Here is a 12,340-nt window from a genome sequence, read left to right as displayed (position 1 = left end):
GCCTATCGCTTGGTCCGCGCGGAGCGGCTTTCGAACTTCCGGGCCAGGAGGCTCAGCGGGATGGTGATGACCAGGTAGAAGGCACCGGCCACCAGCAGCGGGGTCAGGCCTGCGCCCAGGCTGGAAATGCCGTCACGGCCGAACTTGGTCAGCTCGTACTGTGATGCCGCGAGACCCAGCACATAAATGAGCGAGGAATCCTTGGTGAGCAGGATGACCTCGTTGGTCAGCGGCGGGAGGACGATCTTGAAGGCCTGCGGAATGACAATCGAGACCATGGCCCGCCACTGCGGCATGCCCAGGGAACGCGCGGCCTCCATCTGGCCCTTCGGCACAGCTTGCAGCCCGGCGCGGAGGGTTTCAGCGATGTAGGCGGCCGCGACCATGCCGAGCGATACCATCACAATGACGGTCACGCTCCACTGGACGCCGAACGCCAGCGGAACGCCGTAGCCGAACGCGATGAACACCAGAAGAGCCGGAATGCCGCGGAAGAATTCGATGTAGCCGGTGGCGATCCAGCGATAGAGAGGGAAGCTGGAGAGCTTCATGAGGGCCAGCAGCAGGCCGCCGGACAAGCCGACGACGAAGCCCAGGAACGTGTAGATCAGGGTGTTTTTCAGGCCCACCAGGATGATGTCCGGAAAAATCGGCCCGATCTTGCCGAAGTTGAAGACGCTGTTGGCCATCGCCTTCCAGTCCGTGGCCAGGATCATTGCGGCAACGGCCACAAGGAAAATTCCCGCCTGGACATACAGGCTGACTCTGGCCCGTTGACGTGCGGTCATTGCCATGTTTGCTCACATTTCGTTGTGCGTGGCGGAGGCCCCGGACGGACTGGGATGCAGTTCGTGCGGGGCCTCATGCCAGCTTGATTAAAGGCCACCCGGTTAGTCACCGGGCGAAAGGCAATTACTTGGTGGTTTCGCCGAACCAGGCGGTCTTGAACTTGTCCATGCTGCCGTCTTCGGTGAGGCGCTGAAGCGTGGCGTTGACCTTCTCCAGCATGGCGGTGTTGCCCTTCTTCACGGCAATGCCCAACTGCTCGCCTGTGGCAAAGTCCTCAACGCGCTTCATATCCGTGGCGTCCTTGATGGCGTAACCCAGGACGGACTGGTTGCCCAGTGCGGCCTCGATGGTGCCGGCTTCAAGGGCCTGGACCAGGAGGCCGGTGTCTTCGAACGTCACCGCGTCCAGGCCCTGCTCCGTGGCGTAATCGGCGCCGGTGGTGGCCTGCTGCACGCCCACCTTCTTGCCCTTGGCGCTGTTGATGTCCGTAATGCCGGAATCGTCACTGGCCACGAGGGTGAGATCGTCGTCCATGTACGGGTCAGAGAAGTCCATCACGGACTTGCGGGTTTCGGTGATGGAGACGGAGGAGATCGAAACGTCGCACTGCGTCAAGGCTGTACCGGTTTCGATGGCTTCAAAGGAGCTGTCCACAATGTTCAGCTCGGCGCCGAAGTCCTTGGCGAGTTCGTTGGCGATGTCGATGTCGAAGCCTACGGTCTTGCCGTCCTGCTGGAATTCGAAGGGCTCGTAGGGGACATCCGAGCAGACAGTGAGCTTCCCGGCATTAATGAGCTGGATTTCGCCCTCGGATGCAGCCGGGGTGCTGCTTCCGCCACACGCGGTGAGGGTCAGGGTGCCGGCGGCCAGGATCGCTGCTGCCTTGGCTGCAATTTTGGCCGTAGCCGGGGACATAAGCTGCATGATTCTTTACCTTTTGTTGCGGGGTATGCGATGGGAGATCGGAAATTAGTGTACCGCTCCGAAGGAGATGTGCATCACAGAAAACTAAGTTTCACTATTGGATAACAAATCTACGGTAAAAATCAAGGGGCATCACACGCAGGTTGTCTGCTATCCCGGATAGGCCGGACCTCACGGGCCCCTGAAGGGACAGCCTGTCCCTTCACTGCGCCTCTTCCGCAGCCTGCGCCCTGTCGATACTCTGGGGCAATGGAATCCGGGCTGTCCTCGTGGGGGGAATTCAACGTAGCAATCGCGGGGGCCGGTGCAGCGTTGGGCGGATTGCTCATCGTGGCTCTGTCGGTGAACATCAAGCAAATTGCAGAGTCCCGCGGCCTCGCGGCCCGCGCGGGTGCTGCCATTTCAGCGCTGATCCTCGGCGTGGTCCTGGCTTGTGCGGCCCTCATCCCGGACCAGCCGCTGTGGGTCTTTGGAATAGAGGTCCTGGCGGGCACCCTCGTCGGAGGAATGATCGCGTTCCTTGCCGCCCGCGCGATCCGGCGGGACGAGACCCCTGGCCATCGGCACGACTGGGACAACCGGCACATCGCATCCTTCGTATTTCCGCTCGCCATTTTTGCCGTGGGTGGCCTGATGCTCGTCCTTTCAGTGAGTGCGGGGCTGGGGGTAGTGGCCCTCGCGACGATCGTGGCACTGATCGGGGCCGTTGTCTTCTCCTGGGTAGCGCTCGTCGAAATCCTGCGCTGACCCGATGTTCCGGGCCGCGATGCCCCAGCCGGGCCACCGGCTGATGCGGCCGGGAAGCTAGTGTGTGGAAAGGCCGAGGGACTCAAGCATCGGCCGGAACTTGGCCCACGTCTCCGCAAGCTCAGCCTCCGGAACGGAACCTTCAACAATTCCGCAGCCGGCGTACAGGCGCACCCGGTCAGGCGCCTCGATGACGGCGCCACGCAGGGCAATGCCCCACTCGCCGTTTCCGGCGGCGTCCAGCCAGCCCACCGGACCGGCATACGGCCCGCGGTCCAGATGCTCCAGCCGGCGGATCAGCGCACCTGCCACGTCCGTTGGAGTTCCGCAGACCGCCGCCGTAGGATGCAGCGCATTGATCAGGGCAAGCGAGGTGGGGACGTGGCCTTCGACTTCAGTCAGCTCGGCCTTCACGTCCGAAGCCAGGTGCCACACGTTGGGCAGTTCCAAAATGAAGGGCTCGTCATGGGCGTTCAATGCATCGGAGAACGGTGCCAGTTGCGTAGTGAGCGACTCGATCGCAATCCGGTGTTCGTGCTGCTGCTTTCCCGATCCTGCCAGGACGCGTTCGGCAAAGGCCAGGGAAGCATCGCCGTCCGCACCAGCGTCGCGTCGGTCCAGCGTTCCCGCCAGGACGCGTGCCTGCGCGGTCCGGCCTTCCACCTGGATGAGCATCTCCGGAGTGGCACCCACCAGCCCGTCCACGCCATAGGTCCAGCACTCGCGATACCGCCCGGCCAGTTCACGCAACACGTTCGCGGCGTTCACACCTGCCGGCACCGTGGCCACAACGTCGCGCGCCAGCACCAGTTTCTCCAGCGTGCCGGTGCGGATCTCGGCGACACCGGCTCGTACCGCGGCCATCCAGTCCGCTTCACTGAGCGAGCCGGTTTCCAGAGTGGCTTGGGCCTCCAGCGTGGCCGTCGCTGCCGAGGCCGGACTGCCGTTAGCGACCCCGGCGGACGATGTTCGGGCCGCGGCGCCGTCAGCGGCGGGGGCCGCTCCCTGCCGGGCGGAGGTACCCCGGCCTTCCATCCTGGCGCTGTTCCCGCTGAGCCATCCCTCCAGGGCTGCGAGGGCGCGCTCTTCGCTGAGGTCGCCGTCGTCGAACGCCAGGTGGGTAAGCCACACCTGGCCGTCGCGTACTCCCACTGCGAGTTCAGGCACGATCAACCGGGACTGGTGCGCTGACGCCTTGGAAAACGCGAAGGAGCCGAAGGCCACAGGCCCGGAGCCGGGTACGGAGACGGCATCCTCGATGTCCGCCTCGAGCACCAGGTGGCGCCACCAGATGTCCGCCTCGAGGAAGCGCTCCGGCCCTGTTCCGGTAAAGCGCGCGATTTCGCCAAAACCCACAAGACCGGCCTCGCGGCGCACCCAGCACAGCACCTCATCCCGGACCAGGAAAGACCGCAGCCCCCCGGGAAATGAACTTCCATCCAGGGGGATTGTCAGGGTGTGGAGTGTGCTTGTCATAATGTGACAAGCCTACTGCGGTTTACTGTGCCCCAGGCCGCAGAACGCAGGGGCTTTCAGAGCCCTGCCGCCGGAAACAGCACCTGGTTCGTGAGCCTGCCCAACATTTGAGACAATGACTGGGTGAACCGAGCATCCTTGGATAAGCGTCCGGACGAAGTAGCCACGATGTTTGACGATGTCGCCCCTAAATACGACGTCGTCAACGATGTCCTTTCCATGGGACAGAGCCGCCGCTGGCGCAAGGTCGTGGTGGGCGCGGTGGATGTTACCCCTGGCCAGTGGGTCCTTGACCTTGCGGCCGGAACTGGTACCTCCAGCGAACCGTACGCCGATTCCGGTGTGAACGTGGTGGCCTGCGACTTCTCCCTGGGCATGCTCAAAGTAGGCAAACGCCGCCGCCCGGACATTGACTTCATTGCCGGGGATGCCACCACCCTCCCTTTCGCGGACAACACCTTCGACGCCAGCACCATCTCCTTCGGCCTGCGCAACGTCAATGAGCCCAGGAAGGCGCTGGCCGAGATGCTGCGGGTCACCAAGCCCGGCGGCAAACTGGTCATCGCCGAGTTCTCCCAGCCGGTGGTCCCGCTGTGGCGCACCCTGTACACCGAGTACCTCATGCGCGCCCTGCCGGCCATCGCCACCAAGGTCGCCTCCAACCCGGACGCCTATGTGTACCTGGCCGAGTCCATCCGGGCCTGGCCGGACCAGGATCACCTGGCCGCCTGGCTGCAGGAATCCGGCTGGGAAAACGTCACCTACCGCAACCTCAGCGGCGGAATCGTGGCTGTGCACCGCGCCTTCAAGGCGCCGGCAACCACTCCCGACGGCGCTGCTGCCGCCATCGCCGCGAACAAGGGCCCGGTAGCCAGGCTCCGCCGTACCATCCCGCGTCCCACGCGCTGACGAATGCGGACGTACTGACACTGTGAATGTACTGATCGTCGGCGCGGGACCAGCCGGTTCCACGGCCGCGTATTACCTTTCCAAGGCGGGCATCGACGTCACTGTCCTGGAAAAAACCAGCTTCCCGCGCGAAAAAGTCTGCGGCGACGGGCTCACTCCGCGCGCCGTCCGCGAGATCCAAAAGCTGGGCCTGCCGCACCCCGAATCGGACGGCTGGCGCCGGAACAAGGGGTTGCGCCTGATTGCGGGCGGCCGCACCATCGAACTGCCCTGGCCCGAGGTTTCCGACTTTCCGCAGTATGGCCTGATCCGCACCCGCCTGGGCTTTGATGAGGAACTTGCCCGGCATGCCCGGTCCGCTGGTGCCACCCTCCTCGAGCAGCACAGCGTCACTGATGCACTAAGGAACGACGACGGCCGCGTCATCGGCGTCCGGGCAGCGCTCCTGGACGAGTCCGGACGGAAGACGGGGGAGACGCGCGAGTTTCATGCCGACGTCGTACTGGCGGCCGACGGAAACTCCTCGCGAACGGCAGTGTCGCTGGGCATTCGGAAGCGCGACGACCGCCCCCTGGGCGTGGCCGTGCGCACGTACTTCACGTCTCCCCGCACGGACGATGATTGGATGGAAGGCTGGCTGGAGCTTCCGGGCCGCGACGGAAAGCTGCTGCCCGGCTACGGCTGGGTGTTCGGCGTAGGCGACGGCACGTCCAATGTGGGCCTGGGCATCCTGAACTCCTCCAGGGAATTCGGCAAGCTGGACTACAAGCAAGTGCTCCGCGAATGGACCGCCGGCATGCCGTCCGAATGGGGGTTCACGCCGGAAAACCAGGTGGGCGAGATCCGTGGCGCTGCGTTGCCCATGGGCTTCAACCGCACGCCGCACTACTCGCCGGGCCTGCTGCTGCTGGGCGACGCCGGAGGCATGGTGTCCCCGTTCAATGGCGAGGGCATCTCCTATGCCATGGAATCCGCACGGTTCGCAGCCGAGTTTATTATTGACGCCTCGTCGCGCTCCTCCTCTGCAGGAACCTCCGACGCCGACGCACACCTGTCGCGGTACGCAGACTATGTGCGGGAACAGTGGGGATCGCACTTCACGCTGGGCAGGGCGTTCGCCGCACTGATCGGAAAGCCGGCGGTGATGAAGCTCGCACTGCGTACCGGTATGCCGATTCCCGTGCTGATGCGCTTTGTGGTCCGGTTCCTTGCCAACCTCACAGATCCGGCGGCGAAGGGCTTCGAAGACAGGGTTATCCGCGTCCTTGAATCCCTGGTGCCTGCCACCTCGAACACATCGAATACCCAACCGGCAACGAATCAGCGGTATCCGCAACAAAAAGTTAGGGTTAACCCGTGACCAACCCCGCAGACCACAGCTGGACGCACGCCGGACACGGCCTGTCAGACTCTGACCCCAGCCTGAACACCACCGCCATCGCCACGGGACTCCAGCTGCCCGCAGGCTTCGCGGCCATTGCGGAGGACGCCGAGCTGGGCCCTGCCATTACCAACAACCTGGCCCGCGTGGAGAAGAAGCTGCGCGAAGCCATAGCCAACTCGGACCCGCTGGCTGACGCGACGTCGCGTCACCTGGTGGAGGCCGGCGGCAAGCGCATCCGGCCCCTGCTCACCCTGCTGTGCGCGCATCTTGGCGACGCCTCGCTGCCCGCCGTGGTGCAGGCAGCGGTGGTAGTGGAGCTGACGCACCTGGCCACGCTGTACCACGACGACGTCATGGACTCTGCCCCGTTCCGACGCGGCGCCCCTACTGCCCACGAGGTCTGGGGCAACTCGGTGGCCGTGCTCACCGGCGACCTCATCTTTGCCCGCGCGTCCATCCTGGTGTCCGAGCTTGGCACGCGTGCCTTGGGCATCCAGGCCCGGACGTTCGAGCGGTTGTGCCTGGGCCAGCTTCACGAGACCGTGGGTCCGCGCCCGGACGAGGACCCGGTGGAGCACTACCTCTCCGTCATCGCGGACAAGACCGGTTCCCTGGTGGCCGCGTCGGGCCAGCTCGGCGCGATCTTCTCCGAAGCCGATCCGGCCTTTGAGTCCGTCCTGGTTGAATACGGCGAGCGGGTGGGCGTCGCCTTCCAGCTCGCTGACGACGTCATCGATGTCACCGGGATCAAGGTCAAGTCCGGCAAGTCGCCAGGGACGGACCTCCGCGAAGGCGTCCCCACGCTTCCTGTACTGCTGCTCCGGCGCGATGCCGCGGCAGGGGACCAATCCGCCGTCGAACTCCTGAAGCTCATCGACGGTGACCTCAGCTCCGATGAGGCGCTGGCTGCTGCCGTGACCGGGCTCCGGGAACACCCCGTTACAGCTGAATCCTGGGCGGTGGCCCGTGAGTGGTCTGACGCCGCCATTGCTGCCCTTGCGCCGTTGCCGGAGGGAGTCGTCAAGGACTCGCTGTCCAGCTTCGCTGTTGCCGTGGTGGACCGCGCCAGCTGATTTCGCCTTCCGGGCCAAGGACGGGCACCCTTCGCGGGCCTTGGCCTGGTTAAGATGCAATGGCCCCGTTTCCTTTGCAACGATACGAGTCATACGTCGCGCGGAACCGGGGCCATTTCTCCGTTCGCATCAGGTCCGCCGGAGGCGTTTAGCGAACCCGGAAACAGTGTATGACAGTTTTGTCACAAGATGCAAGTCCGTTGTGCGGCAGCTTGTCACGCCCCGTCGCGCCGAACACTGCGAGCCTTAAAGCAAGTAGGTAGCAGTAGTTGCCGTTTACGGGGCTGTAAACGGCAACTACTGCTACCTAGTTGGGAAAGCTGATAGGCCTAGTCTTCTTCGTCGTTGAACGCCCAGTCGAACATGTCAAACACGAACTCGGAGAACGTGCCTTCCTCGCTCTTCCACTGGCCCCGGGCGTTGTTGCGGCGGTACACGATCGGGTCCGGGATGCCGAGGTCGCCGGCGCGGATGCCCCAGGTGAACTGCTCTTCCTCGTCCTCGAGGAACATCAGGAAGCCCTCATCGTCAACTTCGAGCTCTTCAGGATCCCAGAAGTAGTGGTAAGCCTCCATGAGATCCTCGCAGCCGCCAACAGCCAGGTAGAACTCGCGCAGCACCAGCGGGACGCTGAACTGGTGACCGGACAAGGCCTCATCCAGCTCCTCGACTGAAAGGCCGTCCTCTTCCTGCCATTCATCCTCGAGATACTTCGGAACAAGCGCGCGGAACTTCTCGAGGAACATGTCAGTCATGCTTCATATCCTAGCTAATCCCGGCCCGCCCCAGAGCCGCCGGAACGCCCGCCGCCAAAGCCACCGCCAGAGCCGGAATGCCCCTCCAGTCCCAGCCGGTGCCAGCCCCGCACCGCCAGAGGCACATGCCACGAACGCTGCCAGGCCAGCACGCGGAACGCAAACACCAGGGCCGCCACAGCGCAGGCAGTCAGTGCGGCGAAGGTACCGGTTGTCCACAACACTGTAGTCAGGGAGGCTCCAAGGAAAGCCGGCAGTGCGTACAGGTCCTTCGGGTTGAACAGCTGGGGCACCTCGTTGGCGGTGATGTCGCGGAGCAGCCCGCCGCCCACGGCCGTCGTCACGCCCAGCAGGACCGCTGCTATGGGGTTCATCCCAAGGGACAGGGCCTTCAACGTACCGGTGATGCAGAACAGTGCCAGCCCGCCGGCGTCGAACAGCACCAGGAGCGAGGTGAATCGCTGGACGCTGGAGAACAGGAAATACACAAGCGCCGTAGCCAGCAGCGGCGGGGCCAGGTAGGCCGGGTTGGTGAAGGCCGCCGGTGGGGTGTTGAGGATGATGTCGCGAATGACGCCGCCGCCCAATGCGACCAGTGAAGCCAGGAGCAGGGAGCCCACAATGTCGAACTGTTTCCGGGCAGCCAGAAGGGATCCGGAAACAGCGAAGAAGAACACGCCGGCCAGGTCAAGCCACACCAGGGCGATGTCAAAGGGGAATGTCATGGAGCGTCCCGGCAGTTTCTGGGGTTCGGACAGGGCAGCTCCAACGTTACGCTAGCCCGTATGAACAGCCCCACCCTGATCGCCTGTGCCCACGGAACGTCCAGCAAGACCGGCGCCGCCGAGGTCAATGCGCTCCGCGCTGCGATCGCCGCCCTGCGCCCTGGCCTGGACGTCAGGGAAGCCTATGTGGACGTGCAGCAGCCGGACCTGGTGGACGTCGTGGCCGGGTTACCGGAAGGCGACTCGGCGGTGATCGTGCCGCTGCTGCTGAGCGTCGGGTACCACGTGAAGGTGGACATCGCGAAGGCCGCGAAGAGGCGCCCCGGCACGTTCGCAGCGGCTCCACTGGGACCGGATCCGCGCCTGGCCCAGGTACTTGACCGGCGGCTGACAGAAGCAGGTGTCACCGACCGCGACGCCGTCGTACTGGCTGCGGCAGGTTCTTCGAACGCGAACGCCGCGGTCAGCGTGGAGGAACTGCTCACCCAGCTCCAGGCGCTGCGGCCAAACCGGATGGTGGCCGCCTACGGAGCGTCCGCCGTTCCCTCCGTGCCGGATGCCGTCGCCATGCTGCGCACCAAACTGGAAGGTGGTTCCGGAGCGGGGGAGTCAGCCGGAGCAGTGGACGACGGCGGCAGGGTCGTGATTGCGTCCTACCTGTTGGCGCCGGGGTACTTCCACGACCAGCTTGCAAAGGCCGGCGCGGACCTCGTGACTGCGCCGCTGTTGCCGGCGCCCGAGCTCGCGGAGATTGCACTGGAAAGGTACGACGCCGCCGTCGCAAAAGCTCTGTGACGAAATGTGTCCCTAGGTGACCTAGGGTTTCCGGACCTTTGTAACGAAATTCCGGTGGCACCTACAGTCGAGGCATGACTGATACAGCTCTAGCCGGAGCAGGCGCGGACTCTGCTGGCACCAAGCGACCCGTCCGGGCCAACCGACCTGCCGCCAAGCCGCACGGCCAGTGGAAAGTGGACGGCACCACCCCGCTGAACGCCAACGAAACCTGGAAACAGGAAGACGACGGCCTCAACGTGCGCCAGCGTATCGAGTCCATCTACTCCAAAGAGGGCTTTGATTCGATCCCAGGCCAGGACCTCCACGGCCGCTTCCGCTGGTGGGGCCTGTACACGCAGCGCAAGCCCGGGATCGACGGCGGCAAGACCGCAACGCTGGAGCCGCACGAGCTCGAAGACAAGTACTTCATGCTGCGGGTGCGTATTGACGGCGGCGCCCTCACCACGGAGCAGTTGCGGGTCATCGGGCAGATCTCCGTCGACTTCGCCCGCGACTCCGCAGACCTCACAGACCGCCAGAACATCCAGCTGCACTGGATCCGCGTTGAGGACATCCCGGAGATCTGGACGCGTCTGGAAGCTGTGGGCCTGTCCACCACCGAAGCCTGCGGTGACGTCCCGCGCGTCATCCTGGGTTCGCCCGTGGCCGGCATCGCCAAGGACGAGATCATCGATCCCACCCCGCTGATCCACGAGCTGGGCGAGCGGTTCATCGGCAACCCGCTGCTGTCCAACCTGCCGCGGAAATACAAGACCGCCATCACCGGCCACCCCAGCCAGGACGTGGTCCATGAGATCAATGACTTCGCCCTGGTAGGCGTGCGCCACCCGGAGCTGGGTGTTGGCTACGACCTTTGGGCCGGCGGTGCGTTGTCCACCAACCCCATGCTGGGCAAGCGCCTCGGTGCGTTCGTCCGTCCCGAAGAGGCCGCCGAAGTATGGCTCGGCGTCACCAGCATCTTCCGCGACTACGGGTACCGCCGCATGCGCACCAAGGCCCGCCTGAAATTCCTGATGGCCGATTGGGGTCCTGCGAAATTCCGCCAGATCCTCGAGGACGAATACCTGGGCTACAAGCTGGCGGACGGCCCGGCCGCGCCCAAGCCCACCACGCCGGGCGACCACATCGGCGTGCACGAACAGAAGGACGGCAGGTTCTTCATCGGTGCCACCCCGCTGGCCGGCCGGCTCTCCGGCTCGCAGCTGGTGAAGCTCGCGGACACCCTTGAAGCACGTGGTTCGAACCGCCTGCGCACCACCCCGCACCAGAAGCTGGTGGTGCTGGACGTGGCCAAGGACGAAGTGGAGCCGCTGGTTGCCGAACTGGACGCGCTTGGCCTGTCTGCCCGGCCGTCCGTGTTCCGCCGCGGCACCATCGCCTGCACCGGCATCGAATACTGCAAGCTGGCCATCGTTGAAACCAAGCACACCGCGGCCAGCGCCGTCGCCGAGCTGGAACGCCGCCTGGCGGACCTCGTGGGCTCCGGCGAGCTCCCCGAGGCGCTGTCCCTGCACATCAACGGCTGCCCCAACTCCTGTGCCCGCATCCAGACGGCGGACATCGGGCTCAAGGGCATGATGCTTCCAACGCCCGACGGCGACCCCTCACCGGGTTTCCAGGTCCATCTGGGCGGCGGGCTGGCGTCCAACGAACGCGAGGAAGCAGGCCTGGGACGGACTGTCCGCGGCCTCAAGGTATACGTCGAGGACCTGCCGGACTACGTCGAACGTGTCGTCCGCACCTACGTGGCCCAGCGCGCCGAAGGCCAGACCTTCGCCGAATGGGCCCACGCAGCAGATGAGGAGGCCCTCCAGTGAGTCCCCAGCCACACCCCAACCTCGCAAGCCCGGCCGGGGACCCCGGCGGCCGTGGGCCCAAGCATGCCTTGGGAACAACCCCCGTTGCGGCCCCGGACGTCGTCGCGGCTCAGGTCGCGACGATCGTGGCAACCGCAGCTCCCGCCAAGCCGGCCCTTCGCTCCAAGGAAGAACTGAAAGCCCTCGCCGAGTCCGGTGCTGCGGAGCTCGGCTGGGACGCCCCGGCCGGTGACGTCATCGCCTGGGTGGCGCGGAACTTCGAGCTGCCCGCGGTAGCCGTGGCGTGCTCCATGGCTGACGCCGTCCTGCCGGCTTTGGTGGCGGACCAGCTCCCCGGCGTCGACGTTCTGTTCCTGGAGACCGGCTACCACTTTCCGGAAACCTACGCCACGCGGGATGAGGTGGCGGCAAACCTTCGGGTCAACGTGGTGGACGTTCTCCCCGAGAACACCGTGGAACAGCAGGACCGGCTCCTGGGCAAGGACCTTTTCGCCCGAGACGCCGCACAGTGCTGCGCGCTGCGCAAGGTAGCCCCGCTCCGCCGCACGCTGGCCACCTATGAGCTCTGGTTCACTGGGGTCCGCCGCGACGAAGCCCCCACCCGCACCAACACGCCCCTGGTCACGTGGGACGAAACGAACGGCCTGGTCAAGGTCAACCCCGTCGCCGCCTGGACCTTCGATGAGCTGGTGCAGTATTCCGACGACAATCTCCTGCCCGTCAACCCGCTGCTTTCCCAGGGTTATCCCTCGATCGGCTGCCAGCCCTGCACACGCAAGGTAGCACCCGGCGATGATCCCAGGGCCGGCCGCTGGGCAGGTACCGACAAGACAGAATGCGGACTACACGTATGAGCAACTATCAGACTTCCGTGGTCGTTGACCCCGATGCCGCCCCCGCCCCTTCGCGGGACGGCGATGCTGCAAGCAGCATCGCGCCCCGC

12 protein-coding genes are annotated in these 12,340 nt (G+C 65.0%); 7 read left to right on the top strand and 5 right to left on the bottom strand.

Features of this window, described 5'->3' with window-relative positions; all coding sequences use genetic code 11:
• Positions 1-2: 2 nt before the first annotated feature.
• Together AC50X5_RS04270 and AC50X5_RS04265 are read right to left on the bottom strand one after the other, a co-directional pair.
• Positions 3-794 carry an amino acid ABC transporter permease gene (locus AC50X5_RS04270; protein ID WP_494974845.1) on the bottom strand — a complete coding sequence of 264 codons (792 nt, stop codon included), beginning with the start codon at positions 792-794 and terminating at the stop codon, positions 3-5.
• Between the two features lie 118 nt (positions 795-912).
• Positions 913-1,713, bottom strand: a complete 801-nt coding sequence (locus AC50X5_RS04265; protein WP_494974844.1) for an ABC transporter substrate-binding protein — start codon at positions 1,711-1,713, stop codon at positions 913-915.
• Between the two features lie 249 nt (positions 1,714-1,962).
• On the opposite strand from AC50X5_RS04265, the gene AC50X5_RS04260 reads away from it, so the two are divergent.
• A complete protein-coding gene (locus AC50X5_RS04260) occupies positions 1,963-2,460 on the top strand; it encodes a hypothetical protein (RefSeq protein ID WP_494974843.1) in 498 nt (165 codons plus the stop codon).
• Positions 2,461-2,517: 57 nt separating this feature from the next.
• On the opposite strand, the gene AC50X5_RS04255 is transcribed toward AC50X5_RS04260, so the two are convergent.
• On the bottom strand, positions 2,518-3,936 hold the full coding sequence (locus AC50X5_RS04255) for an isochorismate synthase (protein WP_494974842.1): 1,419 nt from the start codon (positions 3,934-3,936) through the stop codon (positions 2,518-2,520).
• Positions 3,937-4,059: 123 nt separating this feature from the next.
• Between AC50X5_RS04255 and AC50X5_RS04250 the strand changes: the two genes are divergently transcribed.
• From AC50X5_RS04250 to AC50X5_RS04240, 3 genes are read left to right on the top strand one after another with little or no spacing between them, the layout of a single operon-like run.
• On the top strand, positions 4,060-4,845 hold the full coding sequence (locus AC50X5_RS04250) for a demethylmenaquinone methyltransferase (RefSeq protein ID WP_494974841.1): 786 nt from the start codon (positions 4,060-4,062) through the stop codon (positions 4,843-4,845).
• A gap of 22 nt (positions 4,846-4,867) precedes the next feature.
• Positions 4,868-6,205: a geranylgeranyl reductase family protein gene (locus AC50X5_RS04245; RefSeq protein ID WP_494974840.1), complete on the top strand. Its 1,338-nt coding sequence runs from the start codon at positions 4,868-4,870 to the stop codon at positions 6,203-6,205.
• Positions 6,202-7,302: a polyprenyl synthetase family protein gene (locus AC50X5_RS04240; protein WP_494974839.1), complete on the top strand. Its 1,101-nt coding sequence runs from the start codon at positions 6,202-6,204 to the stop codon at positions 7,300-7,302. The genes AC50X5_RS04245 and AC50X5_RS04240 overlap by 4 nt, the downstream gene beginning before the upstream one ends.
• 329 nt (positions 7,303-7,631) lie before the next feature.
• Here the strand turns inward: AC50X5_RS04240 and AC50X5_RS04235 are convergent, their stop codons facing one another.
• Positions 7,632-8,057, bottom strand: a complete 426-nt coding sequence (locus AC50X5_RS04235; protein WP_494974838.1) for a hypothetical protein — start codon at positions 8,055-8,057, stop codon at positions 7,632-7,634.
• Between the two features lie 14 nt (positions 8,058-8,071).
• On the bottom strand, positions 8,072-8,782 hold the full coding sequence (locus AC50X5_RS04230) for a trimeric intracellular cation channel family protein (RefSeq protein WP_494974837.1): 711 nt from the start codon (positions 8,780-8,782) through the stop codon (positions 8,072-8,074).
• 60 nt (positions 8,783-8,842) lie between these two features.
• Here AC50X5_RS04230 and AC50X5_RS04225 point away from each other — a divergent pair, with 60 nt between their 5' ends.
• The 3 genes from AC50X5_RS04225 (at position 8,843) to AC50X5_RS04215 (ending at position 12,251) form a co-directional block, all read left to right on the top strand.
• Positions 8,843-9,577, top strand: a complete 735-nt coding sequence (locus tag AC50X5_RS04225; RefSeq protein WP_494974836.1) for a sirohydrochlorin chelatase — start codon at positions 8,843-8,845, stop codon at positions 9,575-9,577.
• A 74-nt stretch (positions 9,578-9,651) separates the two neighbouring features.
• A complete protein-coding gene (locus AC50X5_RS04220; RefSeq protein ID WP_494974835.1) occupies positions 9,652-11,397 on the top strand; it encodes a nitrite/sulfite reductase in 1,746 nt (581 codons plus the stop codon).
• A 122-nt stretch (positions 11,398-11,519) separates the two neighbouring features.
• Positions 11,520-12,251 (top strand): phosphoadenylyl-sulfate reductase, encoded by a 732-nt coding sequence (locus AC50X5_RS04215; protein WP_494975225.1) that lies wholly within the window; start codon positions 11,520-11,522, stop codon positions 12,249-12,251.
• Positions 12,252-12,340 lie beyond the last annotated feature (89 nt).

The organism is Pseudarthrobacter sp. MDT1-40-2, from assembly GCF_059383595.1.
The sequence above is the reverse complement of the archived record's forward strand: the minus strand, read 5'-3'. Positions and strand labels throughout refer to the sequence as shown.

What these genes read in the sequence shown, in the direction of transcription:
- AC50X5_RS04270 (WP_494974845.1), bottom strand. Translation starts at nt 794, where the DNA reads ATGGCAATGACCGCACGTCAACGGGCCAGAGTCAGCCTGTATGTCCAG.
- AC50X5_RS04265 (WP_494974844.1), bottom strand. Translation starts at nt 1,713, where the DNA reads ATGCAGCTTATGTCCCCGGCTACGGCCAAAATTGCAGCCAAGGCAGCA.
- AC50X5_RS04260 (WP_494974843.1), top strand. Translation starts at nt 1,963, where the DNA reads ATGGAATCCGGGCTGTCCTCGTGGGGGGAATTCAACGTAGCAATCGCG.
- AC50X5_RS04255 (WP_494974842.1), bottom strand. Translation starts at nt 3,936, where the DNA reads ATGACAAGCACACTCCACACCCTGACAATCCCCCTGGATGGAAGTTCA.
- AC50X5_RS04235 (WP_494974838.1), bottom strand. Translation starts at nt 8,057, where the DNA reads ATGACTGACATGTTCCTCGAGAAGTTCCGCGCGCTTGTTCCGAAGTAT.
- AC50X5_RS04230 (WP_494974837.1), bottom strand. Translation starts at nt 8,782, where the DNA reads ATGACATTCCCCTTTGACATCGCCCTGGTGTGGCTTGACCTGGCCGGC.
- AC50X5_RS04225 (WP_494974836.1), top strand. Translation starts at nt 8,843, where the DNA reads ATGAACAGCCCCACCCTGATCGCCTGTGCCCACGGAACGTCCAGCAAG.
- AC50X5_RS04220 (WP_494974835.1), top strand. Translation starts at nt 9,652, where the DNA reads ATGACTGATACAGCTCTAGCCGGAGCAGGCGCGGACTCTGCTGGCACC.